Here is a 24,921-nt window from a genome sequence, read left to right as displayed (position 1 = left end):
GCTGCCAGCGCAGGACACACCAGCGCAGCTGCTGCTCAGGCAGCTGCCCCGAACTCGTTGCCCAGCTCGTCCGCGCGCTGGCGGGCGGCTTCCATCGCGCGCTCGAACGCAGGGCCCACGCCAGCCGCTTCCATCGACTGCAGCGCCGCGTAGGTGGTGCCGCCCTTGGACGTGACGCGCTGGCGCAGCACGGCCGGGGGCTCATCGGAGCGGCGCGCCAGCTCTGACGCGCCGACGAAGGTGCCCACGGCCAACTGGTGCGCCTGCGCTTCGCTCAGGCCCATGGCGGTGCCGGCGCGGGTCATGGCCTCCAAAAAGTAGAAGACGTAGGCGGGGCCCGAGCCCGACAGGGCGGTGACGGCGTCGAGCTGCTTTTCGTCGTCCACCCACAGGAACTCGCCGGTCGAGGCCATGATGGCCTCGACCTGGGCGCGCTCGTCGGCGCCCACGGCAGGGCGGGCGTACAGCGCGCTCATGCCCTTGCCCACCAGCGCGGGCGTGTTGGGCATGGTGCGCACGATGCGCTCGCTGGAGAGCCACTGGGCGATGCTGTCCGAGCGGATGCCGGCGGCCACGCTCAGGTGCAGGGCACTCTGCGTGTGGGCCTTGGCCTCGCCTGCGGCGTCCTTGAAGGTCTGCGGCTTGACGGCCCACACCACGATGCTGGCGCGCTGCAGGGCAGGGCCCGATGCAGGCTGCGCGGCCAGGCCGTAGTTCCGCAGCAGCGCTGCGCGCGTGGGCTCGAAGGGCTCCACCACTTCGATCTGCCCGACCGGGTGGCCCTGGCGGATCAGCCCGCCGATGATGGCGCTGGCCATGTTGCCGCCGCCGATGAAGGCGATGGTGGGCAGGGGGGCAGAGGAGGGCGAGGACGCGGCGGTGTTCAGGCTCATGGTGGTAGCAAGGTGGCTGCAAGGTGGCGACAACTGGGGCGATGATGGTAGCGCCCGCCCAGCTGCACACTGCAGGTTTTAGCCAAATGGGGCGCTACCGCTTGCCCTGTCTCATAGTTTGCTATTGTTTTTGTAGTATTGCTGCGCAGGGCGATGTTCCGGGCTCATTCAGCGGTCGTCTGGCGCACCGCGTGCTCCCATTTCGCCATCAGCTCCTGCGCGCGCGCATTGCCCAGCGTGGGCACAAAGCGCCGGTCCGCGCGCCACAGCTTCGACAGCTCTGCCGTGCTGCTGTAGACGCCGCAGGACAGGCCCGCGAGGTACGCGGCACCGAGCGCCGTGGTCTCGATGACGGCAGGGCGCACCACCGGTATGCCCAGCAGGTCGGCCTGGAACTGCATCAGCAAGTCGTTCACGCACGCGCCGCCGTCCACCCGCAGCTCGCTCACCGGCGCGCCGCCCGCCGCGGTGGCGTCGCGGCTCATGCCTTGCAGCAGGGCCGCGCTCTGGTAGGCGATGCTCTCCAGCGCCGCGCGGGCGATGTGGGCGATGGTGGTGCCGCGCGTGAGGCCGGTGATGGTGCCGCGCGCCTCGGGCTTCCAGTACGGGGCGCCCAGGCCGGTGAAGGCGGGCACCATCATCACGCCGCCCGAGTCGGGAACGCTCTCGGCCAGGGACTGCACCTCGCTGCTCGACGGAATGGCGCGCAGGCCGTCGCGCAACCACTGCACCACGGCGCCGCCGACGAAGACGCTGCCTTCCATCGCGAACTCGGGCGTTGCGGATGCCTGCGCTGCACTGGTGGTGAGCAGGCCGTTCTGGCTCGTTTGGAACTTGTGGCCGGTGTGCATCAGCATGAAGCAGCCCGTGCCGTAGGTGTTCTTGGCCATGCCCGCCGTGAAGCAGGCCTGGCCGAACAGCGCGCTCTGCTGGTCGCCCGCCACGCCGCCGATGCGGATGCCGTGGCCCAGCAGGTCAGGCGCGATGTCGCCGAAGTGCGAGCTCGACGGCTGCACCTGCGGCATCAAGGATTTGGGGATCCGCAGCAGGGCCAGCAGCTCATCGTCCCACTGGTTGGTGTGCACGTTGAACAGCATGGTGCGCGAGGCGTTGCTCACGTCCGTCACATGCACCTGGCCGTGGGTCAGCTGCCAGATCAGCCAGCTGTCCACCGTGCCGAAGGCCAGCTCGCCGCGCTCGGCCGCGTCGCGCGCGCCGGGCACGTTGTCCAGCAGCCACTGCAGCTTGGTGCCCGAGAAGTACGCATCGACGAGCAGCCCGGTCTTGGCCTGGATGGTGCCGGCGTGGCCTTGTTCGCGCAGTTGCGCGCAGGCCGGCTCGGCGCGGCGGTCCTGCCACACGATGGCGTGGTGCACGGGCTTGCCCGTCTTGCGGTTCCACAGCACCGTGGTTTCGCGCTGGTTGGTAATGCCCACGGCGCGCACCGCGTCGGCCGCAATGCCCGCCTTGGCCAGCGCGTCCCGCGCGGTGGCCAGCTGCGTGCGCCAGATCTCCAGCGGGTCATGCTCCACCCAGCCGGGCTGCGGGTAGATCTGCGGCAGCTCCACCTGCGCCTGCGCCACGATGTGGCCGCCTTCGTCGAAGACGATGCTGCGGGAGCTGGAGGTGCCTTGGTCGAGTGCGAGCAGGTAGGTCATGGCGGGCAAGGATAAGTCAGCAGCGCACTGCCGCAAAGGGGTGGTGGGGGCTTGCGTTCAACTCATGAAGACCGTTCGGGCGGAGCCTGCCGAAGCCTTGCGCAGCGCTTCGACAGGCTCAGCGTGAACGGTTGTGTGTTGTTGAAAGAGAGGGCGTATGGGGTGTCATGCCGCAACGGTGCACAGGACTTCGGCATCCTGCAGCAGCGCTGGAAACGGCTCCGGTGGCGGCGCGTCGGTGAACAGGCGGTCGATCTGGTTCAGCGTGGCCAGTTGCACCATGGCCGGGCGGTTGAACTTGCTCTGGTCGGCCGCCAGCCACACCTCGCGCGACTGGGCAATGATGGTCTGGGCCACCTTCACCTCGCGGTAGTCGAAGTCGCGCAGCGAGCCATCGGGCTCCACGCCCGAGATGCCGATGAGCGCGATGTCCACCCGGAACTGGCGGATGAAGTCCACCGCCGCCTCACCCACGATGCCGCGGTCGCGGGTGCGCACCACGCCGCCGGCCACGATGACCTCGCACTCGGGGTTGCCGCTCAGGATAGCCGCCACGTTCAGGTTGTTGGTGATCACGCGCAGGCCGCGGTGGTGCAGCAGCGCCTTGGCGATGGCTTCGGTGGTGGTGCCGATGTTCAGGATCAGCGAGCAGTCGTTGGGCACCTGGCTTGCCACGGCGCGCGCGATGCGCGCCTTGCCTTCGGCGTGCAGCGTTTCGCGCTGGGTGTGGGCCAAGTTCTCGACGGTGGAGCTGGGCACGCGCACGCCGCCATGAAAGCGCGTCAGCAGCCCCGATTCGGCCAGGCGCTGCACGTCGCGGCGCACGGTCTGCAGCGTCACGCCCAGGGTGTCGGCCAGTTGTTCCACGGTGGCGGACTTGCGCGCGCGGACTTCTTCGAGGAGCAGCAGTTGTCGGGGGTTCGTATTCACGCGGTTGGGGCAGTCAGAGTGTGTGGGTACTTTAAATCGAACAAAAAGGAACCTGTTAAGGGTAAACCTTGATTCAATACGATCACAAAAGAACAAAAATGAACGCAATCGAAACCGAGAGGGTTTGCTGTGGCTGGTGCCCGGCAGCGTAGCAGCGCAGGGTTTCCACAGAACAAACGCCCTTCGGGCAACAACAACAGAAAGGTTGCGGGATGCAGCTGGCACTGGACAGCATCAGCAAGAAGGTAGGACCGCAGACCTGGCTCCATGACATGAGCCTGGCACTGCACAGCGGCGCCGTCACGGTGCTGCTGGGCGCCACCCAGGCGGGCAAGACGAGCCTGATGCGCATCATGGCGGGGCTGGATACACCCACCGCCGGCCGCGTGACGGTCGATGGCGTGGATGTGACCGGCACCCCGGTGCGCGAGCGCAACGTCGCCATGGTCTACCAGCAGTTCATCAACTACCCGTCGATGAAGGTCGCGGCCAACATCGCCTCGCCGCTCAAGCTGCGCGGCGAAAAGAACATCGACGCCCGGGTGCGCGAAATCGCGACCCGCCTGCACATCGACATGTTCCTCGACCGTTACCCGGCCGAGCTGTCGGGCGGCCAGCAGCAGCGCGTGGCGCTGGCGCGGGCCCTGGCCAAGGGCGCGCCGCTGATGCTGCTGGACGAACCCTTGGTCAACCTGGACTACAAGCTGCGCGAGGAGCTGCGCGAAGAGCTGACCCAGCTGTTCGCCGCCGGCCAGTCCACCGTGGTCTACGCCACCACCGAGCCGGGCGAGGCCCTGCTGCTGGGCGGCTACACCGCCGTGCTGGACGAGGGCGAGCTGCTGCAGTACGGCCCCACGGCGGAGGTGTTCCACGCGCCCAACTCGCTGCGCGTGGCCCGTGCCTTCAGCGACCCGCCGATGAACCTCATGGCCGCATCGGCCACGGCCCAGGGCGTGCGCCTGCAGGGCGGTGCCGAGTTCGCCGTGCCGCTGCCGCAGCAAGGCTTGGCGGCCGATGGCCTCACGGTCGGCGTGCGGGCCAGTGCACTGCGTGTGCAGGCCCGGCCCGGCGATGTGGGTGTGAGCGGCGTGGTGGAGCTGGCCGAGATCTCGGGCTCAGACACCTTCGTGCACGTGTCCACGCCCTGGGGCGACCTGGTGGCGCAGCTCACCGGCGTGCATTACTTTGAATTGGGCGCGGCCGTCACCCTGCACCTGGACCCTGCGCAGGTCTATGTGTTCGGTGCCGATGGCCGGCTGGTCTGGGCGCCTGCGCGGCACCTGGCACAAGGAGGCCGCTGACATGGCACGCATCAGTCTGGACCTGGCGCATTCGTACAAGCCCAACCCGCAGCAGGACAGCGACTACGCGCTGATGCCTTTGAAGATGGAGTTCGACGACGGTGGCGCCTACGCGCTGCTGGGCCCCTCGGGCTGCGGCAAGACCACCATGCTCAACATCATGTCGGGCCTGCTCGTACCCTCGCATGGCAAGGTGCTGTTCGACGGCCGCGACGTGACCCGCGCGAGCCCCCAGGAGCGCAACATCGCCCAGGTGTTCCAGTTCCCCGTGATCTACGACACCATGACGGTGGCTGAGAACCTGGCTTTTCCGCTGCGCAACCGCAAGGTGCCCGAGGCGCAGATCAAGCAGCGCGTGGGCGCCATCGCCGAGATGCTGGAGATGAGCGGCCAGCTCAACCAGCGCGCAGCGGGCCTCGCGGCCGATGCCAAGCAGAAGATCTCGCTGGGCCGTGGCCTGGTGCGCTCGGACGTGGCGGCCGTGCTGTTCGACGAGCCGCTCACGGTGATCGACCCGCACCTCAAATGGCAGTTGCGGCGCAAGCTCAAGCAGATTCACCACGAGCTCAAGCTCACGCTGATCTATGTGACGCACGACCAGGTCGAGGCGCTCACTTTTGCCGACCAGGTGGTGGTGATGACGCGCGGCAAGGCGGTGCAGGTGGGATCGGCCGATGCGCTGTTCGAGCGGCCTGCGCACGTGTTCGTGGGGCACTTCATCGGCTCTCCGGGCATGAACTTTCTGCCCGCGCACAGCGACGGCGCGAACCTGTCGGTGGCCGGGCACGCCCTAGCGGGCGCCGCGGGCCGCGCGCTGCCCGAAGGCGCCTTGCAGGTCGGCATACGGCCCGAGTACCTGGCACTGGCCCAGCCGCAGCAGGCCGGCGCGCTGCCCTGCACCGTGGTGCAGGTGCAGGACATCGGCACCTACCTGATGCTGACCGCCAAGGTGGGCGAGCACACGCTCAAGGCTCGCTTCGCACCAGAGGCCCGGTTGCCATCGGCCGGCGACGCGGTGTGGCTGCAGGTGCTGGGTGCACACACTTGCTTCTATCAGAACGAACAGCTGCTGACCGCGGAGGTCTCCCTATGAGCGCCGCCCGGCCGCCCGAAGGCGCTCAGCACCGCAGTGCGCAGCACGGAGGTTTCCAATGAGTACCACCACCAAACCCGTGAACCAGAAGGCCTGGTTCCTGATCCTGCCGGTGATTTTGTGCGTGGCCTTCTCGGCCATTCTGCCGCTGATGACGGTGGTGAACTACTCGGTGCAGGACATCATCTCGCCCGAGCGCCGCGTTTTCGTGGGCACCGAGTGGTTCGTGCAGGTGATGCGCGACGAAGAGCTGCATGCCGCGCTGTGGCGCCAGATCACGTTCTCGCTGGCGGTGTTGGCAGTGGAGATTCCGCTCGGCATCATGCTCGCGCTGTCCATGCCCGCGCAGGGCTGGAAGTCGTCCGCCGTGCTGGTGGTGGTGGCGCTGTCGCTGCTGATCCCCTGGAACGTGGTGGGCACCATCTGGCAGATCTATGGCCGTGCCGACATCGGGCTCATGGGTCGCCTGCTGCAACAGGCGGGCATCGAGTACAGCTACACCGGCAACGCCACCCACGCCTGGCTCACCGTGCTGCTGATGGACGTGTGGCACTGGACGCCGCTGGTGGCGCTGCTGGCCTTTGCCGGGCTGCGCTCCATACCGGATGCGTACTACCAGGCAGCGCGCATCGACGGCGCCAGCAAGTTCGCGGTGTTCCGCTACATCCAGCTGCCCAAGATGCGGGGCGTGCTCATGATCGCGGTGCTGCTGCGCTTCATGGACAGCTTCATGATCTACACCGAGCCCTTCGTGCTGACGGGCGGCGGGCCGGGCAATGCGACCACGTTCCTGTCGCAGTACCTCACCACCAAGGCGGTCGGCCAATTCGACCTGGGCCCTGCGGCAGCGTTCTCGCTGATCTATTTCTTCATCATCCTGCTGCTGTGCTTCATCCTCTACAACTGGATGCAGCGCGTGGGCACCGCCAGCAACGAAGGGGCCGGCCATGAATGAAAAGCGCTTTCAGAAGCGGTCGGTCTTTCTGATCCTGTACTTGGCATTTGCAGTGCTGCCCATCTACTGGATGGTCAACATGAGCTTCAAAACGAACGCGGAGATCCTCTCGACGTTTTCGTTCTTCCCGCAGCACTTCACGTGGGACAACTACAAGACCATCTTCACCGACGAGTCCTGGTACTCGGGCTACATCAACAGCCTGATCTACGTGGCCATCAACACGGTGATCTCGCTCACCGTGGCGCTGCCCGCAGCCTATGCGTTCAGCCGTTACCAGTTCCTGGGCGACAAGCATGTGTTCTTCTGGCTGCTGACCAACCGCATGACGCCGCCCGCGGTGTTTTTGCTGCCGTTCTTTCAGCTGTACACCACGGTGGGGCTCATGGACACGCACCTGGCCGTGGCCCTGGCGCACCTGTTGTTCAACGTGCCGCTGGCGGTGTGGATTCTGGAGGGCTTCATGAGCGGCATCCCGCGCGAGATCGACGAGACGGCGTACATCGACGGCTACAGCTTTCCGCGCTTCTTCATGACCGTCTTTCTGCCGCTGATCAAGGCCGGCGTGGGCGTGGCGGCGTTCTTCTGCTTCATGTTCAGCTGGGTGGAGCTGCTGCTGGCCCGCACGCTGACCAGCGTGAACGCCAAGCCCATCGTGGCCACCATGACGCGCACCGTGAGCGCCAGCGGCATGGACTGGGCGACGCTCGCCGCCGCCGGCGTGCTGACCATCGTGCCCGGCGCCATCGTGATCTGGTTCGTGCGCCACTACATCGCCAAGGGCTTCGCGATGGGCCGCGTTTGACGAGAGAGGGAGCAGAACCATGAACTACACCAATTCGCCGCAGAGTGTGCAACGCACCCCAGGCAAGCGGCAGCGGTGGAACGGGCTTCGCCCGGCCACCCGCTGCCTCCCCCTGGGGGGAAGCCCCGCAGGCGCACAGGGGGGTACCCATGTTTGACTGGATGGCCTGGACCCTGCCCGTGGCAGTGTTCTTTACATGCATCGTGCTGATGCTGGTGGGCATGACGGTGTGGGAGCTCAAGTCGCCCACGTCGATGCGCAAGGGCTTTTTGCCCCTGGAAACCACGCGCGGCGACCGGCTCTTCATCGGGCTGCTGTCGGCGGCGTACGTGAACCTGATCTTTGTCGGCATCAGCGGCAAGCTTGTCCAGTGGTTCAGCCTGTCGGCCGAGCCGTCGGTGTGGATCAGCTTCGTGCTGTCGATGGCGCTGCTGGCGTTGATCCTGCGCAAGGGCTGAGCCGCCGACACAGCCACCCATCCGTAGATTCCCGTTGCGCGGCTCAACCCTTCCCCGGAGCTGCGCAACCCTTGCATCCAAAGGGGAGATGACTATGAGGAGACAGGCACTATGAAGACGCGGTACACAGCGCTGGCACTGGCAGTGGCGGTCATGACGGGGCAGTCCGCCCTGGCGGGTGAGGCGGAAGCCAAAAAGTGGATCGACAGCGAGTTCCAGCCATCCACGCTGAGCAAAGACCAGCAGATGGCCGAGATGAAGTGGTTCATCGAAGCCGCCAAGAAGCTGCAGGCCAAGGGCGTGAAGGAAATCTCGGTGGTGTCCGAGACCATCACCACCCACGAGTACGAATCCAAGACGCTGGCCAAGGCGTTCGAGGAAATCACCGGCATCAAGGTCAAGCACGACCTGATCCAGGAAGGCGACGTGGTCGAGAAGCTGCAGACCTCGATGCAGTCCGGCAAGTCGATCTATGACGGCTGGATCTCCGACTCGGACCTGATCGGTACCCACTACCGCTACGGCAAGATGATGAACCTGACCGACTACATGGCCGGTACGGGCAAGGAATGGACCAACCCGGGCCTGGATCTCAAGGACTTCATCGGCACCAAGTTCACCACGGCGCCCGACGGCAAGCTCTACCAGTTGCCCGACCAGCAGTTCGCCAACCTGTACTGGTTCCGCGCCGACCTGTTCGACCGCAAGGACATCAAGGACAAGTTCAAGGCCAAGTACGGCTACGACCTGGGCGTGCCGCTCAACTGGAGCGCGTATGAGGACATCGCCGAGTTCTTCACCAACGACGTGAAGAACATCGACGGCAAGGCCATCTACGGCCACATGGACTACGGCAAGAAGGACCCGTCCCTCGGCTGGCGCTTCACGGATGCCTGGCTGTCCATGGCCGGCACGGCCGACATCGGCGCGCCCAACGGCCTGCCGATCGACGAGTGGGGCATCCGCGTGGCCGACGACAAGTGCACGCCGGTGGGCGCCTCGGTGGCCCGCGGCGGCGCGACCAACTCGCCCGCCGCCGTCTACGCGCTGACCAAGTACGTGGACTGGATGAAGAAGTACGCGCCCAAGGAAGCCACGGGCATGACCTTCGGCGAAGCCGGCCCCGTGCCCGCCCAGGGCCAGATCGCGCAGCAGATCTTCTGGTACACCGCCTTCACGGCCGACATGGTCAAGCCCGGCCTGCCCGTGGTGAACGCCGACGGCACGCCCAAGTGGCGCATGGCCCCAGGCCCGAACGGCCCGTACTGGAAGCAGGGCATGCAAAACGGCTACCAGGACGTGGGTTCGTGGTCGTTCTTCAATGGCCATGACGCCAACAAGACGGCGGCGGCCTGGCTGTACGCCCAGTTCGTGACGGCCAAGACCACCTCGCTCAAGAAGACCCTGGTGGGCCTGACCCCGATCCGCGAGTCCGACATCCAGTCCAAGGCCATGACCGACGCCGCCCCCAAGCTGGGTGGCCTGGTGGAGTTCTACCGCAGCCCCGCCCGCGTGGCATGGTCGCCCACCGGCACCAACGTGCCCGACTACCCCAAGCTGGCCCAGCTGTGGTGGAAGAACGTGGCCCAGGCCGTCACGGGTGAAAAGACGCCCCAGGGCGCCATGGACACGTTGGCCGACGAGATGGACCAGGTGATGGCACGCCTGGAGCGCGCGGGCATGGCCCATTGCGCGCCCAAGCTCAACCCCAAGGGTGACCCCAACAAGTGGCTGAGCGACAAGCAGGCCCCCTGGAAGAAGCTGGCGAACGAAAAGCCCAAGGGCGAAACCATCGCCTACGACAAGCTGCTGCAGGCCTGGAAGGACGGCAAGGCCCGCTGATCCGGCTCTCCTGCCGCCGCACTGCGCTGCAGTGCGGCGGTCTTCACCGGCAGCCGGAGCCCACAAGGCCCCCGGCTGCCCTTTTTACTGGCGCGGGAGCATTCCGGCCGCCCTCGCGGTGTGCTGTGAATCTCTCCCCGATACGTCAAGAATTTAAGGGTTAACCCTTAAATTTTGTCCCACCCATGGACAATCGCCCTATGACCACCGCTTCTGCTTCCGCTCCCCTTGCTACCCGGCGTGCCGATCTTCTGGCGCGCCTCGCCCAGCCCCATCAATATGACCTGGCCGTGATCGGCGGGGGGGCGACGGGCCTGGGGGTGGCGCTGGATGCGGCAGCGCGGGGTTTCAGCGTGGTCCTGGTGGACTCGCACGACTTTGCCAAAGGCACGTCGTCGCGCGCGACCAAGCTGGTGCACGGCGGCGTCCGCTACCTGGCGCAGGGCAACATCGCCCTGGTGCGCGAGGCCCTGCACGAGCGCACCACGCTCTTGAACAATGCGCCGCACCTGGCGCAGCCGCTGCCGTTCGTGATGCCGTCCTACCGTTTCTGGGAGACGCCGTTCTATGGCATCGGCCTCATGATGTACGACGCCCTGGCCGGCAAGGCGGGCCTGGGCGCCACGCAGTTCCTGGGGCGCGACCGCACGCTGGCGTGCCTTCCGACCGCCCGCACCGAGGGGCTCAAGGGCGGCGTGAAATACTGGGACGGGCAGTTCGACGACGCCCGGCTCGCGCTGGCGCTGGCGCGCACGGCCGCCAGCCGCGGGGCCCTGCTGGTCAACTACTGCCCGGCGCGTTCGCTGATCCACGAAGACGGCAAGGTGGCTGGCTTCGTCTGCGAAGACTCCGAGTCGGGCCAGCCATTCACGGTGCGCGCGCGCGCGGTGGTCAACGCCACAGGTGTGTGGGTGGACGCCCTGCGCCAGATGGACGGCGAGGCCATCGGCCGGCCGGTCAAGCCCATCGTCGCCCCCAGCCAGGGTGTGCACATCGTGGTGGACCGGGAGTTCCTGCCGTCCGACCACGCCCTGATGGTGCCCAAGACCGCAGACGGGCGCGTGCTGTTCGCCGTGCCGTGGCTGGGCAAGCTCATCCTGGGCACCACCGACAGCCCGCGCCAGGACATCGTTCGCGAGCCCCTGCCTTTCCGCGAGGAAGTCCGCTTCATCCTGGAGGAGTCCGCCCGCTACCTGACCCGCGCGCCGAAGATCGAAGACATCCGCAGCGTGTGGGTGGGCTTGCGCCCGCTGGTGAAGCCGCAGGACGACGACGGCGACAACACCAAGAAGATCAGCCGCGAACACACGGTGCTGGCCAGCAAGAGCGGCCTGGTGACCGTGACCGGCGGAAAATGGACGACTTACCGCGCCATGGCCGAGGATGTGTTGCAAAAATGCTTCACGGTAGGGCTGTTGCCGGAGAAAGCCGCGGGTGTCACCAACCGGTTGCCCCTGGTGGGCACGCCCTCCGAGCCGGTGCGCCACCGCATCAGCGACGCCCAGGGCCTGCATTCCTATGGCGGGGAGGCGCCTTCCGTTCAGCTGTTGCCAGGAGCTGCCAAGGCACTGGGCGGAGGGCTTACCGAAGCCATGGTGCGCTTCGCGGCCCGCTTCGAGTACGCCTGCACCGTGGAGGACGTGCTTGCACGCCGCTCGCGCATGCTGTTTCTCGACGCCCGCCAGGCCATCGTCTGCGCCCCTGCGGTGGCCGTCATCCTGCAGGAAGAGCTGGGCACAGACCCGCAACTTGATGCATTCCTGGCACTGGCCGAGCAGTATTTGCATGCCCCGGTGTAGGAACAGGTTCCAAGGCGCTTGACTTCGCGGCATGCCTTTGCAATAATCGAGGGCTTCGCGTTTCCTACGTGAAGTTTCTGCCCAGCGGGAAGTGCTGCAAATGGTTTGCGGTGCGGACGACGGGCCCAAGACTGACTGGCTGATCTGCAGCCCTTGAGAAGTTCTCTGGGGCTGTTGTCTTCTGGTGCAAGTTGGGAATATTGAAATGATCCAGACAGAATCTCGGTTAGAGGTTGCCGACAATACCGGCGCCAAGTCCGTCCTTTGCATCAAGGTGCTGGGTGGCTCGAAGCGTCGCTATGCAAGCGTTGGCGACATCATCAAGGTGAGCATCAAAGAAGCCGCTCCGCGTGGCCGCGTCAAAAAAGGCGAGGTCTATAGCGCAGTGGTGGTTCGTACCGCAAAGGGTATCCGCCGCGGTGATGGCTCGCTCGTCAAATTCGACGGCAACGCAGCAGTGTTGCTGAATGCAAAGTTGGAGCCTATCGGCACCCGCATCTTTGGACCCGTGACGCGTGAACTGCGTACCGAAAAGTTCATGAAGATCGTGTCCCTGGCTCCTGAAGTTCTCTAAGGACGCGCCATGAACAAGATTCGCAAGGGCGACGAAATCATCGTGCTGACAGGGCGCGACAAGGGCAAGCGCGGCACGGTGTCGTCGCGCAAGGACGATTCCTATGTGCTGATCGACGGCATCAATGTCGTCAAGAAGCACGCCAAGCCGAACCCCATGAAGGGTACGACGGGCGGCATCGTTGAAAAGTCCATGCCTATCCACCAGTCCAACGTAGCCATCTTCAATGCGGCTACCGGCAAGGCTGATCGTGTGGGCATCAAGGTGCAAGCCGACGGTTCGCGCGTTCGCGTGTTCAAGTCCAGCGGCGCTGAAATCAAGGCGGCCTAAGGGGTAAACATGGCACGACTCCAAGAAATCTACCGCGACAAGATCGCTCCCGAACTGATCAAGCAGTTCGGTTACTCCTCGCCGATGCAGGTTCCCCGTCTGACCAAGATCACGCTCAACATGGGTGTGAGCGAGGCAGTCTCGGACAAGAAGGTGATGGACAACGCTGTGGCTGACCTGACCAAGATTGCTGGTCAAAAGCCCGTCGTCACCAAGGCCAAGAAGGCTATCGCCGGTTTCAAGATCCGCGAAGGCCAGGCCATCGGTTGCATGGTCACGCTGCGTGGCGTGCAGATGTATGAGTTCCTGGACCGTTTCGTGACCGTGGCACTGCCCCGCGTCCGTGACTTCCGTGGTATCTCCGGTCGCGCTTTCGACGGCCGTGGCAACTACAACATCGGCGTCAAGGAACAGATCATTTTCCCTGAAATCGAGTACGACAAGGTGGATGCCTTGCGCGGTCTCAATATCAGCATCACCACGACGGCCAAGTCCGACGAAGAAGCCAAGGCGCTTCTCGCTGGTTTCCGTTTCCCGTTCAAGAACTGAGGCGAAGCATGGCTAAAGTAGCTTTGATCCAGCGCGAACTGAAGCGCGAAAAATTGGCTGCCAAGTACGCAACCAAGTATGCGGAACTGAAGGCAATCGCTGGCGATGCCAAGCGTAGCGATGAAGAGCGTGATGCAGCCCGTCTGGGCCTGCAAAAGCTCCCCCGCAACGCAAACCCCACGCGTCAGCGCAACCGTTGCGAAATCACCGGTCGTCCACGTGGCACCTTCCGTCAATTCGGTCTGGCTCGCGCCAAGATCCGCGAACTGGCTTTTGCAGGCGACATCCCCGGTGTCACCAAGGCCAGCTGGTAAGCAGGCAGGAGAGATACAACATGAGCATGAGTGATCCCATCGCTGACTTGCTGACCCGCATCCGCAATGCACAAATGGTCTCCAAGGCCACGGTGCTGGTGCCTTCTTCCAAAGTGAAGATTGCCATCGCCCAAGTGCTGAAGGACGAAGGTTACATTGACGGCTTCCAGGTTAAGACCGAAGACGGCAAGTCGGAACTCGAAATTGCCCTGAAGTACTACGCAGGCCGTCCAGTGATTGAGCGCATCGAGCGCGTCAGCCGCCCTGGTCTGCGTGTCTACAAAGGCCGTGATTCCATTCCACAAGTCATGAACGGTCTGGGTGTGGCAATTGTCACGACGCCCAAGGGCGTGATGACTGATCGCAAAGCGCGCGCTACCGGTGTCGGTGGCGAAGTGCTCTGCTACGTGGCCTAACCGCGGCATTGAGGAGAAAACTGAAATGTCCCGAGTAGGAAAAATGCCCGTGACCATCCCCGCTGGCGTGGATGTGTCCGTGAAAGATGACCAGATCTCTGTCAAGGGTTCTGGCGGCACCCTGTTGCTCGCACAAAACGTGCTGGTGAAGGTGTCGAACAACGAAGGCAAGCTCAGCTTCGAGCCCGCCAACGATTCCCGCGAAGCCAATGCCATGAGCGGCACGATTCGCCAGTTGGTCAACAACATGGTGGTCGGCGTCAGCAAGGGCTTTGAAAAGAAGCTCAGCCTGATCGGCGTGGGCTACAAGGCTGCAGCGTCCGGTTCCAAGCTGAACCTGGCGGTCGGTTATTCGCATCCGGTCAACATCGAAATGCCCGCCGGCATAACGGTGGCTACCCCGACTCCCACGGAAGTGGTGATCAAGGGTGCCGACCGCCAGCGCGTCGGCCAGATCGCTGCTGAGATCCGTGCTGTTCGTCCACCCGAGCCCTACAAGGGCAAGGGCATCCGCTACGCGGACGAAAAAGTCACGATCAAAGAGACCAAGAAGAAATAAGGAGCTGCAACATGTTGACCAAGAAAGAGCAGCGTCTTCGTCGTTCGCGTCAGACCCGCATCCGCATTGCACAGCAAGGCGTGGCGCGTCTCACGGTGAACCGTACGAACCTCCATATCTATGCCAGCGTCATTTCCGGCGACGGCAGCAAGGTGTTGGCCAGTGCCTCCACCGCAGAAGCCGATGTGCGCAAGGAACTCGGTGGTTCGGGCAAGGGTGGCAATGCCGCCGCAGCCACGGCCATCGGCAAGCGCATTGCTGAAAAAGCAAAGGCTGCTGGCGTTGAGAAGGTTGCATTTGATCGCTCAGGCTTTGCCTACCACGGTCGCGTCAAGGCTTTGGCCGACGCAGCCCGTGAAGCCGGCCTGCAGTTCTAAGCGGAGCGGAATACAAAATGGCTAAATTTCAACCCAAAGTGCAGACCGAAGGTCAAGACGACGGTCTGCGCGAAAAAATGATCGCGGTCAACCGCGTGACCAAAGTCGTGAAGGGCGGCCGTATTCTCGGTTTCGCTGCACTGACTGTGGTTGGCGACGGTGACGGCCGCGTCGGCATGGGCAAGGGCAAGTCCAAGGAAGTGCCTGCAGCTGTGCAAAAAGCGATGGAAGAATGCCGTCGCAACCTGGTCAAGGTTTCGCTCAAGAGCGGCACCATTCACCACTCGGTGAAGGGTCACCACGGTGCGGCTTCGGTGGAACTCCACCCAGCTCCCAAGGGTACCGGCATCATCGCTGGCGGCCCCATGCGCGCTGTTTTCGAAGTTGTGGGCATTACCGACATCGTGGCCAAGAGCCATGGTTCGTCGAACCCCTACAACATGGTCCGTGCCACCTTTGATGCGCTCATCAATTCGACCACCCCGTCGAACGTGGCAGCCAAGCGCGGCAAAACGGTCGAAGACATCTTCGCCTGATAGGAAGCTGGAAATGACTACGCAACAAACCGTCAAGATTCAACTGGTGCGCAGCCCTATTGGCACCAAGGAATCGCACCGCGCCACCGTCCGTGGCCTGGGCCTGCGCAAGCTCAATAGCGTGAGCGAACTGCAGGACTCGCCCGAAGTGCGCGGCATGATTAACAAGATCAGCTATCTGGTCAAAGTCCTCTGAGAGATAGATCATGGAACTCAATAGCATCAAGCCCGCAGACGGCGCCAAGCATGCCAAGCGCCGCGTAGGCCGTGGTATCGGCTCCGGCCTGGGCAAGACCGCTGGCCGTGGTCACAAGGGTCAGAAGTCTCGCTCCGGTGGCTACCACAAGGTCGGCTTCGAAGGCGGTCAAATGCCTCTGCAACGTCGCTTGCCCAAGCGCGGCTTCAAGTCGCACCTGCTCAAGTTCAATGCAGAAGTCACGCTGACTGCACTCGACCAACTCGGCCTGGCCGAAGTGGACGTGCTGGCACTCAAGCAAGCTGGCCTGATCGGCGAGCTGGCCAAGGTGGTCAAGGTCATCAAGAGCGGTTCGCTCACGAAGGCTGTCAAGCTCAATGGCATCGGTGCCACGGCGGGTGCCAAGGTAGCGATCGAAGCTGCCGGCGGCAGCGTCGCCTGAGTTTGACTTCGAAGGAAGGCATCTGTGGCTACTAGCGCGGCTCAAATCGCAAAGACCGGCAAGTTCGGCGACCTGCGTCGTCGTCTGGTTTTTCTGTTGATGGCGCTGGTCGTGTACCGCATCGGGGCTCATATCCCTGTGCCCGGTATCGATCCAGCCCAACTCCAGCAGCTGTTCAGTGGCCAGCAAGGCGGGATCCTGAACCTGTTCAACATGTTCTCGGGTGGCGCGCTGTCGCGTTTCACAGTCTTCGCTCTGGGGATCATGCCGTACATCTCGGCATCGATCATCATGCAGCTGATGGGCTACGTGGTGCCGAGCTTCGAGCAGTTGAAGAAGGAAGGCGAGGCAGGTCGCCGCAAGATCACGCAGTACACCCGTTACGGCACGCTCGGTCTGGCTTTGTTCCAGTCGCTGGGTATCGCTGTGGCGCTGGAAAGCTCTGCTGGCCTGGTGATCAGCCCTGGCTTTGGCTTTCGCCTGACGGCGGTGGTCAGCCTGACAGCTGGAACGATGTTCCTGATGTGGCTGGGTGAGCAGATCACCGAACGCGGTCTCGGCAACGGGATCTCGATCCTGATCTTCGCTGGCATCGCTGCCGGCCTGCCCAGCTCCATCGGTGGTCTTCTGGAACTGGTCCGCACGGGTGCGATGAGCATCCTGGCTGCCATCTTCATCGTCGTCGTCGTGGGTCTCGTGACTTACTTCGTGGTCTTTGTGGAGCGCGGTCAACGCAAGATACTGGTGAATTACGCTCGCCGGCAGGTGGGGAACAAGGTGTATGGCGGTCAATCGTCGCACCTGCCCCTCAAGCTGAACATGGCCGGTGTGATTCCTCCGATCTTCGCCTCGTCGATCATCCTGCTGCCGGCAACGGTGGTGAACTGGTTCAGTGCTGGTGAGTCGATGCGCTGGTTGAAGGACATTTCTGGTGCTCTGACCCCTGGTCAGCCCATCTATGTGATGTTCTACGCTGCGGCCATCGTCTTCTTCTGCTTCTTCTACACGGCGTTGGTGTTCAACAGCCGCGAGACTGCAGACAACCTGAAGAAGAGCGGTGCGTTCATTCCAGGCATTCGCCCGGGTGAGCAGACTGCGCGCTACATTGACAAGATTTTGGTTCGCCTGACGCTGGCGGGTGCTGTGTACATCACATTCGTGTGCCTGCTGCCGGAGTTCCTGATCTTGAAGTACAACGTGCCGTTCTATTTCGGTGGAACGTCGCTGCTGATCATCGTGGTGGTGACCATGGATTTCATGGCCCAGGTACAGAACTACATGATGTCGCAGCAATATGAATCACTGCTCAAGAAAGCCAATTTCAAAGGCAACGCGGGCGGTTGAGGATAAGGAAGGCAGAGATCGCACTGCGATGCGCTGCCTGCAAGCTGGATATCGGTTACGTCGACGCCCCACGATTTTGCGGGCACAAATTGTGTTCCGTGCATGCAGCCGGGACGGATGGAAAAGTTTTAGGAGAATGCAATGAGAGTTTCGGCTTCGGTCAAAAAAATCTGCCGCAACTGCAAGATCATCCGCCGCAAGGGTGTGGTGCGCGTGATCTGCACGGATCTGCGTCACAAGCAGCGCCAAGGTTGATTGGAAAGTATTAGAGGACGCATATGGCACGTATCGCTGGCATTAACATTCCGCCCCACAAGCACGCGGAAATCGGTTTGACCTCCATTTTTGGTATCGGTCGCACCCGCGCTCGCAAGATTTGCGAAGCAACTGGTATCGCTTACTCCAAGAAGATCAAAGATCTGACGGACAGCGATCTGGAAAAAATTCGCGAGCAAATCGAGCAGTTCACCATTGAAGGTGACCTGCGCCGCGAAACGACGATGAACATCAAGCGTTTGATGGACATCGGCTGCTATCGTGGCTTCCGCCATCGCCGCGGTCTGCCAATGCGTGGTCAGCGCACCCGTACCAATGCCCGCACCCGCAAGGGTCCGCGCAAGGGCGCAGCTGCACTGAAGAAATAAAGAGATTGAAAGATCATCATGGCTAAGTCTCCTGCCAATAACGCAGCCCAGCGCGTCCGCAAGAAGGTTCGCAAGAACGTTTCCGACGGCATCGCTCACGTGCACGCCTCGTTCAACAACACCATCATCACGATCACCGATCGCCAGGGCAATGCCCTGTCGTGGGCATCGTCCGGTGGCCAAGGTTTCAAGGGCTCGCGCAAGTCCACCCCATTCGCTGCCCAGGTGGCATCGGAAGTGGCTGGCCGCGCTGCCATCGACCAAGGCATCAAGAACCTCGACGTCGAAATCAAGGGTCCTGGTCCTGGCCGTGAATCCTCGGTGCGCGCTCTGGGCGCATTGGGCATCCGCATCACGTCGATCTCCGACGTGACTCCGGTGCCCCACAACGGTTGCCGCCCTCAAAAGCGCCGCCGTATCTAATCTCTCTAAGCCCACCGCCGCCTGTGAACGCGCAAGCGCCTCAGGCGGCTCCCGCAATGGTTTGCGGTAGATGACACAAAGGAAGCTCAAGTGGCACGTTACCTCGGCCCCAAGGCCAAACTCTCCCGCCGTGAAGGCACGGACCTGTTCCTGAAGAGCGCCCGCCGCTCGATCGCCGACAAGTCCAAGTTCGACTCCAAGCCAGGTCAACACGGCCGTACCTCCGGTGCGCGCACGTCCGACTACGGCCTGCAACTGCGTGAAAAGCAGAAGGTCAAGCGCATGTACGGCGTGCTGGAAAAGCAATTCCGCCGCTACTTCGAAGCCGCTGATGGCAAGAAGGGCAACACCGGCGCCAACCTGCTGTTCCTCCTGGAATCGCGTCTGGACAACGTGGTGTACCGCATGGGTTTCGGCTCGACCCGCGCTGAAGCGCGTCAGCTGGTGTCCCACAAGGCGATCACCGTGAACGGCAAGTCCGTGAACATTGCGTCCTACCTGGTCAAGGCCGGCGACGTGGTGGCCGTGCGTGAAAAGTCCAAGAAGCAAGCACGTATCGTCGAAGCCCTGCAACTGGCTGCCCAAGTCGGCATGCCTGCATGGGTGGAAGTGAATGCCGACAAGGCAGAAGGCATCTTCAAGAAGACGCCTGACCGTGATGAGTTCGGTGCCGACATCAACGAATCGCTGATCGTTGAGTTGTACTCGCGCTAATCGGTCGAATACGTAATTCAAGAAACCGTCCCTGAACCGCGAGGCATCGCGGTTTAGGCGCTTCACCAGCCTTACCGGTGTAACGAGCTGGGGGTATTGAGAGGAAGTCTGAATGCAAACCAATTTGCTGAAACCCAAGGCGATCAATGTCGAGCAGCTTGGCCACAATCGTGCCAAGGTCGCACTGGAGCCGTTCGAGCGTGGCTACGGTCACACGCTGGGCAACGCCATCCGGCGCGTCCTGCTCTCGTCCATGGTGGGTTACGCAGCGACGGAAGTCACCATTGCAGGCGTTCTGCACGAGTACTCGTCCATCGATGGCGTTCAGGAAGATGTGGTCAACATCCTCTTGAACCTCAAGGGCGTGGTGTTCAAGCTGCACAACCGCGATGAAGTCACGCTGAGCCTGCGCAAGGATGGCGAAGGCGTGGTTACCGCGCGCGACATCCAGACACCCCATGACGTCGAGATCGTCAACCCCGATCACGTGATTGCCAACCTGTCGGCAGGCGGCAAGCTGGACATGCAGATCAAGGTGGAAAAGGGCCGTGGTTACGTGCCTGGCAGCCTGCGCCGCTACGCTGACGAATCGACCAAGTCGATCGGCCGTATCGTGCTGGATGCGTCGTTCTCGCCCGTCAAGCGCGTGAGCTACACCGTGGAAAGCGCTCGCGTCGAACAACGTACCGACCTGGACAAGCTGGTGGTCGAGATCGAAACCAATGGTGCCATCACTGCCGAAGACGCAGTGCGTGCATCGGCCAAGATCCTGGTGGAACAGCTGGCTGTGTTTGCACAGCTGGAAGGTGGCGAGCTGGCTGCGTTCGACGCACCTGCAGGCCCACGCGGCAATGCCACGTTCGATCCGATCCTGCTGCGCCCTGTGGACGAGCTGGAGCTGACCGTGCGTTCCGCCAACTGCCTGAAGGCCGAGAACATCTACTACATCGGTGACCTGATCCAGCGCACCGAGAACGAGCTGCTCAAGACGCCTAACCTGGGTCGCAAGTCGCTGAACGAAATCAAGGAAGTGCTGGCTTCGCGTGGTCTCACGCTGGGCATGAAGCTTGAAAACTGGCCGCCAGCCGGTCTGGACAAGCGCTAAGCAACCGTTATAATCATGGGTTCCCCGAACAGGGGAGCCCGGTTTTCAAGTCCTCCGCAAGGGGGACTTTTTGTTCCCTGGAGGCAAGCAGCTGAAGGGAACAAGTGCCTCGGGAAGTACCTGACACGGCTGCCCGATTTAATTACATAGACAGTAGAAGGAAAGCACCATGCGCCACGGACACGGACTCCGCAAACTCAATCGCACCAGCTCGCACCGCCTTGCGATGCTGCAGAACATGATGAACTCGATCATCGAGCACGAGGCCATCAAGACCACCGTGCCCAAGGCCAAGGAACTGCGCCGCGTGATCGAACCCATGATCACCCTGGCCAAGGTCGACACCGTGGCCAACCGTCGCCTGGCTTTCAACCGCCTGCGCGACCGTGACAGCGTCACCAAGCTGTTCAACGACCTGGGCCCCCGCTTCAACGCGCGTCCCGGTGGCTACACCCGCATTCTGAAGATGGGTTTCCGCGTGGGCGACAATGCGCCTATGGCCCTGGTCGAATTGGTCGACCGTGCTGCAGATACCGAAAATAATTCGGCAGCAGCTGAATAATAGGGTATAATTTATTTCTTACCGCGCGATGGAGCAGTCTGGTAGCTCGTTGGGCTCATAACCCAAAGGTCGGAGGTTCAAATCCTTCTCGCGCAACCAAATATTGGCTGATTCAGTCAGTCAAAGCAAAACGCCCACAGCAATGTGGGCGTTTTTGTTTGTGGGCTCGCTATCGGTGCCCGGTTGGCTGCGCAACGTTGGCGCTGGAAGTGCCTAGCTGCCTAGAGGCTTCCTTCCTGGCTGACGGTGTAGCAGGTTGGTTGGTTGGCCGGCTGACTGGGTCGATCAATTGATCGGTTGCGGCGCTTGCAAGCCGCACCAGCATCGCACGGCGCTGCGTGATACGTTGCGATCACGTTGGTTGTCTTCACGCCGCCCGGCGTAGCAGCTCGTCAGCGCTGCCAAGCCCGCCAGGACGGGTGTTCCCACCTGCGCACCGGTCCACCACAACGCACCGGCCAGCGATTCACTTCCCGAACAGATCCGCCTTCGCCGCCTTGGTGATGGCCGCCACGCACGGGTGCGTGATGCGTCGCTCCACCGAGATCGCAAAGAACTCCTCCACCAGCTCGCTCGATCTTCCGATGACCTCGACGCCGAATTGCGCCGTGGTTTCATCGTCCAGCACGGTGGGCGACGTGAAAACGCCCCGGCCTTCGCGGCCAAACGCGTTCATGAGCGCGCTGTCGTCGAATTCGCCCACCAGGCGGGGCTGCAGCTGGTACTTGTTGAACCAGTGGTCCAGCTGCTGGCGCACCGATGACATGGGCCCCTGGATCAGCATGGGTGCGCCTTGCAGACACTGAGGGAAGTCGCCCTGCAACTCCGCGCGCAGCCCGGGGGCGCACAAAAAGCTCATACCACTGGTGCCCAGCGGGTGGTTGAACGCCTTCACGCCGATCTTCTTGGACACGGGCTCGTCGGCCAGTACGAGGTCGAGCTTGTGCAGGCTCAACTGGGCGATCAGCTCGGGGAACTTGCCTTCCTGGCAGGTCATGTGCACCTGCTGCGGCATGCCGAGCGCCGGCTCCAACAGGTGGTACGCCACCGACTTGGCGATGGAATCGGCCACGCCGACCCGAAATTCGAGCGGCTTGACCTGGCCGCGGGACAGGCGTACCGACTTTTCCAGCTCGTCGCCCAGCGCAAAAATCTGCTCGGCGTAGCCCAGCGCTACCCGGCCTTCGCTGGTCAGCTCCAGGCCCCGCCCGCGCTTGCGGAACAGGTCGTGCCCCAGCCATTCCTCCAGCTGCTTGATCTGGCCGGACAGCGTTTGCGGGGCGGTGTGCAGCTGTTCGCCGGCGCGCATCACGCCGCCCGCCTTGGCCACGGTCCAGAAGTAGCGCAGGTGCTTGAAGTTCATGGGTGCTCCGATGCTTCGAAAAAACCGATCTATTTGAATCGATAAAACGAATATACGCGAAGTGTCAAAGCCTCTACATTGAACGCCTGGCCCCATTCCGTGGCAAGTGCCCGGCTTGGAAATTGTCGTGTTCACACAAGGAGTACAACGATGCGAATCACTACCAGAGGACAACTTGCGGTGTCGGCGATGACCGACCTCGCGCTGCGCCAGAAGATTCGCCCGGTGGCGCTGTCAACCATCAGCGCACGCCAGGGCACCTCGCTGTCGTACCTGGAGCAGCTGTTCAGCGCCCTGCGCCGTGCGGGGCTGGTGGACAGCACGCGCGGCCCCGGTGGCGGCTACACGCTGGCCCGGCGCGCCGACCAGGTGTCGGTGGCCGAGATCATCCTGGCGGTCGAGAACCTCAAGGCCGACGACCTGCAGAACCTCGGTGCCGGCCAGGCTGCCCAGGTGAAGTCGATGACCGGTGATCTGTGGTCCACCTTCAACGCACGGGTGATGGACTACCTGCAGTCCGTGACCTTGCAGGACCTGGTGGCCGAGCAGATCGAAAAGGGCGTGGTGGCAGAAGTCGCCGCACCTGCAGCCGCGCCACGCCCCAAGCTGAGCGCCAAGCCGCGCCCGCTGATGGCGCGTGTGGGTGTGCCCAACTCGGTGTTTGCACTCGGCACCATCCCGCTGCTGCAACGCCGCTGACGCGCGACCTCCGCAGGCGATCTGCGGAGGATGGCGTCATGCATGCCCGTTGGGCCAGGATGAGACCTTGTCGCCCAGCCGCCGCAGGAGGCCAATGACGTCACTGAAGACGGGGGGCGCCGCGCGGTGGCGTCGCGCAAAAGCGTTCCGGTGTACCTGGTTGAGTACTTCGGCAGGTGCGCATACAGGGTGTGAAGATGCCCGCTAGATCGCGCAGCCGGGTTTGATCCGTACGGCAGGCCCTGCGCTGCGAGCATGCGCGGGCCACATCTGTCAGCAGCCGACATTGGCGCGCGCCGCGCGCCTGCGGCTCAGTGCCGGCCAAGCAGGGTGTGCCTCAGCTCGCGTACACCTCGTCGAGCGAGCGAAAGCCCTTCATCTCGATCGGATTGCCGCTGGGGTCATGGAAGAACATCGTCCACTGCTCGCCGGGCTGGCCTTTGAACCGCACCTGCGGCGCCAGCGCGAACGTCGTGCCTGCCGCCTTGAGCCGCGCGGCCAGCGCATGCCACTCGGGCAGCTCCAGAATGGCGCCGAAGTGCGGCATGGGCACCAGATGGTCGCCGACATGGCCGGTGCGGGCACTGGCAAACGGCTCGCCCAGGTGCAAAGAGATCTGGTGCCCGAAGAAATCGAAGTCCACCCAGGTATCGGTGCTCCGGCCTTCCTCGCATCCCAGCACGCCGCCATAAAAGCGGCGCGCGGCATCGAGGTCGGTGACATGAAAAGCAAGATGAAAGAGGCTGCGCATGCCGAGCAGGATAGCAGCGGCACTGGCCCTGCGGCAGCGGATCTTGCTCACCGGCCTCGACGACGACCAACCTGACCAATCCCGCAGATCAAGTCTCCACGCTCAACCCTTGCTGCGCGGCGCCCCGCTGCACTCCAATGCACCCAAAGGGCCCCGCTTCGCGAAAGGCGATCACAGCACTCCTTGCCTGCACACCTCTACACCTTGCCTCAGCCCGATTGAGCCCGAGATAGTCAGAGCGGGCGGCCAGAGCTTCTAGCGCTGGCCAGAGCTAATCAGAGCCGGCCCGCGTCGACCGCCCCGCCAACACTCCCTTGCCTTGAACCCGCCAGCCCCAACCACTGGCACACCGCCAACGCCAGTGCCACCGTGGAACCGGCTCTGCCGGGCCACCGGTGGCGTCCCCCTCCGGGGCTGAGGACTGCGGCTCCAAGCCTGCCTGCGCAGGCTTGGACAGGCCTAAGAGGCCGCGCCTCTGGCGCGTGCCACCGAGGCGCTCAGCGGCTCAGGGGGGGCTTCACCTGACGGCTTCACTTCCTCGCCAACATCTCCGCCGTATTGGTCTTGCGGTCCGCATTCACGCGCTGCACATGCGGGCGCTCGGCCATGCGGGCCAGGTAGTCGCGCACCGGCAGGTCGGCCAAAAAGTCGCGGCCGTAGACGATCTTGGTGGCCGAGCTCACCAGCGGCAAATGCACGATGGCCGCGCAGTCGGCCAGCGTGAAGGTGTCGCCGCCCACGTAAGGGCTGAACTTGGCCAGTTGGGCAAACGCAGCGATGTTCTTGGTGAGCTGCGCACCGACCTTTTCGCGCGCGGCCTCGCTCACGGTGCCGCCGAAGAAGGCCTGCGGATACAGGTTGCGCGCCACCAGCTCCAGGTGCAGCTCCAGAAAGGTGATCAGCTCGCGCACCTTGGCGGCGGCCAGCGGGTCGGCCGGGATCAGCGGGTGTTCGGGGTGGGCCGACTCGATGTAGTCCGCGATCACCGCCGATTCGCACAGCGTGCCGTGCGGCGTGCGCAGGTAGGGCACCTTGCCCAGGGGCGACGCACTGCGGTCGGTCTCGCCGACCCAGGCCAGCTCCTCGGTGAAGGGCAGGCCCTTTTCGAGCAGGGCGAGTTTGACCTTGTTGTAGTAGTTGCTGGCCGAAAAGCCGCAGAGCGTGAGCATGGTGGTGTCTCCGTTGTTGTCGTTGAGGCAGGGGGCGGTGCAGGCAGGCGCCAGGCCGGATCGTAGGCCCGGCCCGCCAGGGCGCCCGTCGCCCAGATGACCCCCGTCAAGGCCGCTGCA

General features: G+C 63.3%; 31 protein-coding genes and 1 tRNA gene. 26 read left to right on the top strand and 6 right to left on the bottom strand.

The annotated features are described in order from the left end of the window. Nucleotides 1–35: 35 nt before the first annotated feature. The 3 genes from proC to ACSQ3N_RS23920 form a co-directional block, all read right to left on the bottom strand. Entirely contained in the window at nucleotides 36–893 is an 858-nt protein-coding gene (gene proC, locus ACSQ3N_RS23930) for a pyrroline-5-carboxylate reductase (protein WP_056172533.1), read from the bottom strand. A gap of 164 nt (nucleotides 894–1,057) precedes the next feature. Continuing rightward, a complete protein-coding gene (gene glpK, locus ACSQ3N_RS23925) occupies nucleotides 1,058–2,551 on the bottom strand; it encodes a glycerol kinase GlpK (RefSeq protein WP_056172536.1) in 1,494 nt (497 codons plus the stop codon). A gap of 165 nt (nucleotides 2,552–2,716) precedes the next feature. Next, nucleotides 2,717–3,481 carry a DeoR/GlpR family DNA-binding transcription regulator gene (locus ACSQ3N_RS23920; protein WP_056172538.1) on the bottom strand — a complete coding sequence of 255 codons (765 nt, stop codon included), beginning with the start codon at nucleotides 3,479–3,481 and terminating at the stop codon, nucleotides 2,717–2,719. 212 nt (nucleotides 3,482–3,693) lie between these two features. On the opposite strand from ACSQ3N_RS23920, the gene ACSQ3N_RS23915 reads away from it, so the two are divergent. The 25 genes from ACSQ3N_RS23915 (at nucleotide 3,694) to ACSQ3N_RS23795 (ending at nucleotide 20,918) form a co-directional block, all read left to right on the top strand. Continuing rightward, a complete protein-coding gene (locus ACSQ3N_RS23915) occupies nucleotides 3,694–4,782 on the top strand; it encodes an ABC transporter ATP-binding protein (RefSeq protein WP_056172541.1) in 1,089 nt (362 codons plus the stop codon). 1 nt (nucleotide 4,783) lies between these two features. Continuing rightward, nucleotides 4,784–5,875 carry an ABC transporter ATP-binding protein gene (locus tag ACSQ3N_RS23910; RefSeq protein WP_436147633.1) on the top strand — a complete coding sequence of 364 codons (1,092 nt, stop codon included), beginning with the start codon at nucleotides 4,784–4,786 and terminating at the stop codon, nucleotides 5,873–5,875. A 58-nt stretch (nucleotides 5,876–5,933) separates the two neighbouring features. Then, complete coding sequence (locus ACSQ3N_RS23905; RefSeq protein WP_056172543.1) at nucleotides 5,934–6,830, top strand: carbohydrate ABC transporter permease; 897 nt, start codon at nucleotides 5,934–5,936, stop codon at nucleotides 6,828–6,830. Next, nucleotides 6,823–7,635 carry a carbohydrate ABC transporter permease gene (locus tag ACSQ3N_RS23900; RefSeq protein ID WP_436147632.1) on the top strand — a complete coding sequence of 271 codons (813 nt, stop codon included), beginning with the start codon at nucleotides 6,823–6,825 and terminating at the stop codon, nucleotides 7,633–7,635. The genes ACSQ3N_RS23905 and ACSQ3N_RS23900 overlap by 8 nt, the downstream gene beginning before the upstream one ends. A 149-nt stretch (nucleotides 7,636–7,784) precedes the next feature. Then, the gene (locus ACSQ3N_RS23895; protein ID WP_056172550.1) at nucleotides 7,785–8,093 is read left to right on the top strand and encodes a DUF2160 domain-containing protein; all 309 of its coding nucleotides are present in this window, start codon (nucleotides 7,785–7,787) and stop codon (nucleotides 8,091–8,093) included. A gap of 111 nt (nucleotides 8,094–8,204) precedes the next feature. Continuing rightward, complete coding sequence (locus ACSQ3N_RS23890) at nucleotides 8,205–9,935, top strand: ABC transporter substrate-binding protein (RefSeq protein WP_396504930.1); 1,731 nt, start codon at nucleotides 8,205–8,207, stop codon at nucleotides 9,933–9,935. Between the two features lie 200 nt (nucleotides 9,936–10,135). Next, complete coding sequence (locus ACSQ3N_RS23885; RefSeq protein ID WP_436147631.1) at nucleotides 10,136–11,734, top strand: FAD-dependent oxidoreductase; 1,599 nt, start codon at nucleotides 10,136–10,138, stop codon at nucleotides 11,732–11,734. Nucleotides 11,735–11,939: 205 nt separating this feature from the next. Further along, the gene (rplN, locus tag ACSQ3N_RS23880) at nucleotides 11,940–12,308 is read left to right on the top strand and encodes a 50S ribosomal protein L14 (RefSeq protein WP_007861702.1); all 369 of its coding nucleotides are present in this window, start codon (nucleotides 11,940–11,942) and stop codon (nucleotides 12,306–12,308) included. A gap of 9 nt (nucleotides 12,309–12,317) precedes the next feature. Beyond that, entirely contained in the window at nucleotides 12,318–12,638 is a 321-nt protein-coding gene (rplX, locus tag ACSQ3N_RS23875; RefSeq protein WP_056172560.1) for a 50S ribosomal protein L24, read from the top strand. Nucleotides 12,639–12,647: 9 nt separating this feature from the next. Beyond that, the gene (gene rplE / locus ACSQ3N_RS23870; protein ID WP_056172563.1) at nucleotides 12,648–13,187 is read left to right on the top strand and encodes a 50S ribosomal protein L5; all 540 of its coding nucleotides are present in this window, start codon (nucleotides 12,648–12,650) and stop codon (nucleotides 13,185–13,187) included. An 8-nt stretch (nucleotides 13,188–13,195) separates the two neighbouring features. After that, complete coding sequence (gene rpsN, locus ACSQ3N_RS23865; protein ID WP_007861712.1) at nucleotides 13,196–13,501, top strand: 30S ribosomal protein S14; 306 nt, start codon at nucleotides 13,196–13,198, stop codon at nucleotides 13,499–13,501. A gap of 20 nt (nucleotides 13,502–13,521) precedes the next feature. Continuing rightward, the gene (gene rpsH, locus ACSQ3N_RS23860; protein WP_056172567.1) at nucleotides 13,522–13,917 is read left to right on the top strand and encodes a 30S ribosomal protein S8; all 396 of its coding nucleotides are present in this window, start codon (nucleotides 13,522–13,524) and stop codon (nucleotides 13,915–13,917) included. A gap of 25 nt (nucleotides 13,918–13,942) precedes the next feature. Continuing rightward, on the top strand, nucleotides 13,943–14,476 hold the full coding sequence (gene rplF / locus ACSQ3N_RS23855; protein ID WP_056172570.1) for a 50S ribosomal protein L6: 534 nt from the start codon (nucleotides 13,943–13,945) through the stop codon (nucleotides 14,474–14,476). Nucleotides 14,477–14,487: 11 nt separating this feature from the next. Beyond that, a complete protein-coding gene (gene rplR, locus ACSQ3N_RS23850) occupies nucleotides 14,488–14,853 on the top strand; it encodes a 50S ribosomal protein L18 (protein WP_007861721.1) in 366 nt (121 codons plus the stop codon). A 17-nt stretch (nucleotides 14,854–14,870) separates the two neighbouring features. Further along, nucleotides 14,871–15,389, top strand: a complete 519-nt coding sequence (gene rpsE, locus ACSQ3N_RS23845) for a 30S ribosomal protein S5 (RefSeq protein WP_056172572.1) — start codon at nucleotides 14,871–14,873, stop codon at nucleotides 15,387–15,389. Nucleotides 15,390–15,402: 13 nt separating this feature from the next. Continuing rightward, nucleotides 15,403–15,585, top strand: a complete 183-nt coding sequence (gene rpmD / locus ACSQ3N_RS23840; protein WP_007861725.1) for a 50S ribosomal protein L30 — start codon at nucleotides 15,403–15,405, stop codon at nucleotides 15,583–15,585. Nucleotides 15,586–15,595: 10 nt separating this feature from the next. Further along, entirely contained in the window at nucleotides 15,596–16,027 is a 432-nt protein-coding gene (gene rplO, locus ACSQ3N_RS23835; protein ID WP_056172575.1) for a 50S ribosomal protein L15, read from the top strand. A gap of 24 nt (nucleotides 16,028–16,051) precedes the next feature. Continuing rightward, nucleotides 16,052–17,371: a preprotein translocase subunit SecY gene (secY, locus tag ACSQ3N_RS23830; RefSeq protein WP_436147630.1), complete on the top strand. Its 1,320-nt coding sequence runs from the start codon at nucleotides 16,052–16,054 to the stop codon at nucleotides 17,369–17,371. Nucleotides 17,372–17,512: 141 nt separating this feature from the next. After that, complete coding sequence (gene rpmJ / locus ACSQ3N_RS23825; protein ID WP_005793651.1) at nucleotides 17,513–17,626, top strand: 50S ribosomal protein L36; 114 nt, start codon at nucleotides 17,513–17,515, stop codon at nucleotides 17,624–17,626. Between the two features lie 23 nt (nucleotides 17,627–17,649). Beyond that, a complete protein-coding gene (gene rpsM, locus ACSQ3N_RS23820; protein WP_035206424.1) occupies nucleotides 17,650–18,015 on the top strand; it encodes a 30S ribosomal protein S13 in 366 nt (121 codons plus the stop codon). An 18-nt stretch (nucleotides 18,016–18,033) separates the two neighbouring features. After that, the gene (gene rpsK, locus ACSQ3N_RS23815) at nucleotides 18,034–18,438 is read left to right on the top strand and encodes a 30S ribosomal protein S11 (protein WP_005793662.1); all 405 of its coding nucleotides are present in this window, start codon (nucleotides 18,034–18,036) and stop codon (nucleotides 18,436–18,438) included. 90 nt (nucleotides 18,439–18,528) lie between these two features. Continuing rightward, nucleotides 18,529–19,152 carry a 30S ribosomal protein S4 gene (rpsD, locus tag ACSQ3N_RS23810; protein ID WP_056172580.1) on the top strand — a complete coding sequence of 208 codons (624 nt, stop codon included), beginning with the start codon at nucleotides 18,529–18,531 and terminating at the stop codon, nucleotides 19,150–19,152. 112 nt (nucleotides 19,153–19,264) lie between these two features. Next, complete coding sequence (locus ACSQ3N_RS23805; protein ID WP_008906514.1) at nucleotides 19,265–20,257, top strand: DNA-directed RNA polymerase subunit alpha; 993 nt, start codon at nucleotides 19,265–19,267, stop codon at nucleotides 20,255–20,257. Nucleotides 20,258–20,426: 169 nt separating this feature from the next. Then, complete coding sequence (rplQ, locus tag ACSQ3N_RS23800) at nucleotides 20,427–20,819, top strand: 50S ribosomal protein L17 (protein ID WP_436147629.1); 393 nt, start codon at nucleotides 20,427–20,429, stop codon at nucleotides 20,817–20,819. A 22-nt stretch (nucleotides 20,820–20,841) separates the two neighbouring features. Next, a tRNA-Met gene (locus ACSQ3N_RS23795) sits at nucleotides 20,842–20,918 on the top strand. 367 nt (nucleotides 20,919–21,285) lie between these two features. On the opposite strand, the gene nhaR is transcribed toward ACSQ3N_RS23795, so the two are convergent. Then, on the bottom strand, nucleotides 21,286–22,182 hold the full coding sequence (gene nhaR / locus ACSQ3N_RS23790; protein ID WP_056172586.1) for a transcriptional activator NhaR: 897 nt from the start codon (nucleotides 22,180–22,182) through the stop codon (nucleotides 21,286–21,288). A 150-nt stretch (nucleotides 22,183–22,332) separates the two neighbouring features. On the opposite strand from nhaR, the gene ACSQ3N_RS23785 reads away from it, so the two are divergent. Continuing rightward, on the top strand, nucleotides 22,333–22,881 hold the full coding sequence (locus tag ACSQ3N_RS23785) for an Rrf2 family transcriptional regulator (RefSeq protein ID WP_056172588.1): 549 nt from the start codon (nucleotides 22,333–22,335) through the stop codon (nucleotides 22,879–22,881). Between the two features lie 337 nt (nucleotides 22,882–23,218). On the opposite strand, the gene ACSQ3N_RS23780 is transcribed toward ACSQ3N_RS23785, so the two are convergent. After that, nucleotides 23,219–23,632 (bottom strand): VOC family protein, encoded by a 414-nt coding sequence (locus ACSQ3N_RS23780; RefSeq protein ID WP_056173014.1) that lies wholly within the window; start codon nucleotides 23,630–23,632, stop codon nucleotides 23,219–23,221. Between the two features lie 530 nt (nucleotides 23,633–24,162). Continuing rightward, nucleotides 24,163–24,801, bottom strand: coding sequence for a glutathione S-transferase (locus tag ACSQ3N_RS23775; protein ID WP_436147628.1), 639 nt, complete (start codon nucleotides 24,799–24,801; stop codon nucleotides 24,163–24,165). Nucleotides 24,802–24,921 lie beyond the last annotated feature (120 nt).

Source organism: Acidovorax sp. LjRoot194 (assembly GCF_964253015.1).
Classification (GTDB): Bacteria; Pseudomonadota; Gammaproteobacteria; order Burkholderiales; family Burkholderiaceae_C; genus Acidovorax.
The sequence above is the reverse complement of the archived record's forward strand: the minus strand, read 5'-3'. Positions and strand labels throughout refer to the sequence as shown.

Bases quoted from the DNA above. Each gene is read 5' to 3' on its own strand.
- proC (WP_056172533.1), bottom strand. From the start codon at position 893: ATGAGCCTGAACACCGCCGCGTCCTCGCCCTCCTCTGCCCCCCTGCCC.
- glpK (WP_056172536.1), bottom strand. From the start codon at position 2,551: ATGACCTACCTGCTCGCACTCGACCAAGGCACCTCCAGCTCCCGCAGC.
- ACSQ3N_RS23915 (WP_056172541.1), top strand. From the start codon at position 3,694: ATGCAGCTGGCACTGGACAGCATCAGCAAGAAGGTAGGACCGCAGACC.
- ACSQ3N_RS23910 (WP_436147633.1), top strand. From the start codon at position 4,784: ATGGCACGCATCAGTCTGGACCTGGCGCATTCGTACAAGCCCAACCCG.
- ACSQ3N_RS23905 (WP_056172543.1), top strand. From the start codon at position 5,934: ATGAGTACCACCACCAAACCCGTGAACCAGAAGGCCTGGTTCCTGATC.
- ACSQ3N_RS23900 (WP_436147632.1), top strand. From the start codon at position 6,823: ATGAATGAAAAGCGCTTTCAGAAGCGGTCGGTCTTTCTGATCCTGTAC.
- ACSQ3N_RS23895 (WP_056172550.1), top strand. From the start codon at position 7,785: ATGTTTGACTGGATGGCCTGGACCCTGCCCGTGGCAGTGTTCTTTACA.
- ACSQ3N_RS23890 (WP_396504930.1), top strand. From the start codon at position 8,205: ATGAAGACGCGGTACACAGCGCTGGCACTGGCAGTGGCGGTCATGACG.
- ACSQ3N_RS23885 (WP_436147631.1), top strand. From the start codon at position 10,136: ATGACCACCGCTTCTGCTTCCGCTCCCCTTGCTACCCGGCGTGCCGAT.
- rplN (WP_007861702.1), top strand. From the start codon at position 11,940: ATGATCCAGACAGAATCTCGGTTAGAGGTTGCCGACAATACCGGCGCC.
- rplX (WP_056172560.1), top strand. From the start codon at position 12,318: ATGAACAAGATTCGCAAGGGCGACGAAATCATCGTGCTGACAGGGCGC.
- rplE (WP_056172563.1), top strand. From the start codon at position 12,648: ATGGCACGACTCCAAGAAATCTACCGCGACAAGATCGCTCCCGAACTG.
- rpsN (WP_007861712.1), top strand. From the start codon at position 13,196: ATGGCTAAAGTAGCTTTGATCCAGCGCGAACTGAAGCGCGAAAAATTG.
- rpsH (WP_056172567.1), top strand. From the start codon at position 13,522: ATGAGCATGAGTGATCCCATCGCTGACTTGCTGACCCGCATCCGCAAT.
- rplF (WP_056172570.1), top strand. From the start codon at position 13,943: ATGTCCCGAGTAGGAAAAATGCCCGTGACCATCCCCGCTGGCGTGGAT.
- rplR (WP_007861721.1), top strand. From the start codon at position 14,488: ATGTTGACCAAGAAAGAGCAGCGTCTTCGTCGTTCGCGTCAGACCCGC.
- rpsE (WP_056172572.1), top strand. From the start codon at position 14,871: ATGGCTAAATTTCAACCCAAAGTGCAGACCGAAGGTCAAGACGACGGT.
- rpmD (WP_007861725.1), top strand. From the start codon at position 15,403: ATGACTACGCAACAAACCGTCAAGATTCAACTGGTGCGCAGCCCTATT.
- rplO (WP_056172575.1), top strand. From the start codon at position 15,596: ATGGAACTCAATAGCATCAAGCCCGCAGACGGCGCCAAGCATGCCAAG.
- rpmJ (WP_005793651.1), top strand. From the start codon at position 17,513: ATGAGAGTTTCGGCTTCGGTCAAAAAAATCTGCCGCAACTGCAAGATC.
- rpsM (WP_035206424.1), top strand. From the start codon at position 17,650: ATGGCACGTATCGCTGGCATTAACATTCCGCCCCACAAGCACGCGGAA.
- rpsK (WP_005793662.1), top strand. From the start codon at position 18,034: ATGGCTAAGTCTCCTGCCAATAACGCAGCCCAGCGCGTCCGCAAGAAG.
- ACSQ3N_RS23805 (WP_008906514.1), top strand. From the start codon at position 19,265: ATGCAAACCAATTTGCTGAAACCCAAGGCGATCAATGTCGAGCAGCTT.
- rplQ (WP_436147629.1), top strand. From the start codon at position 20,427: ATGCGCCACGGACACGGACTCCGCAAACTCAATCGCACCAGCTCGCAC.
- nhaR (WP_056172586.1), bottom strand. From the start codon at position 22,182: ATGAACTTCAAGCACCTGCGCTACTTCTGGACCGTGGCCAAGGCGGGC.
- ACSQ3N_RS23785 (WP_056172588.1), top strand. From the start codon at position 22,333: ATGCGAATCACTACCAGAGGACAACTTGCGGTGTCGGCGATGACCGAC.
- ACSQ3N_RS23780 (WP_056173014.1), bottom strand. From the start codon at position 23,632: ATGCGCAGCCTCTTTCATCTTGCTTTTCATGTCACCGACCTCGATGCC.
- ACSQ3N_RS23775 (WP_436147628.1), bottom strand. From the start codon at position 24,801: ATGCTCACGCTCTGCGGCTTTTCGGCCAGCAACTACTACAACAAGGTC.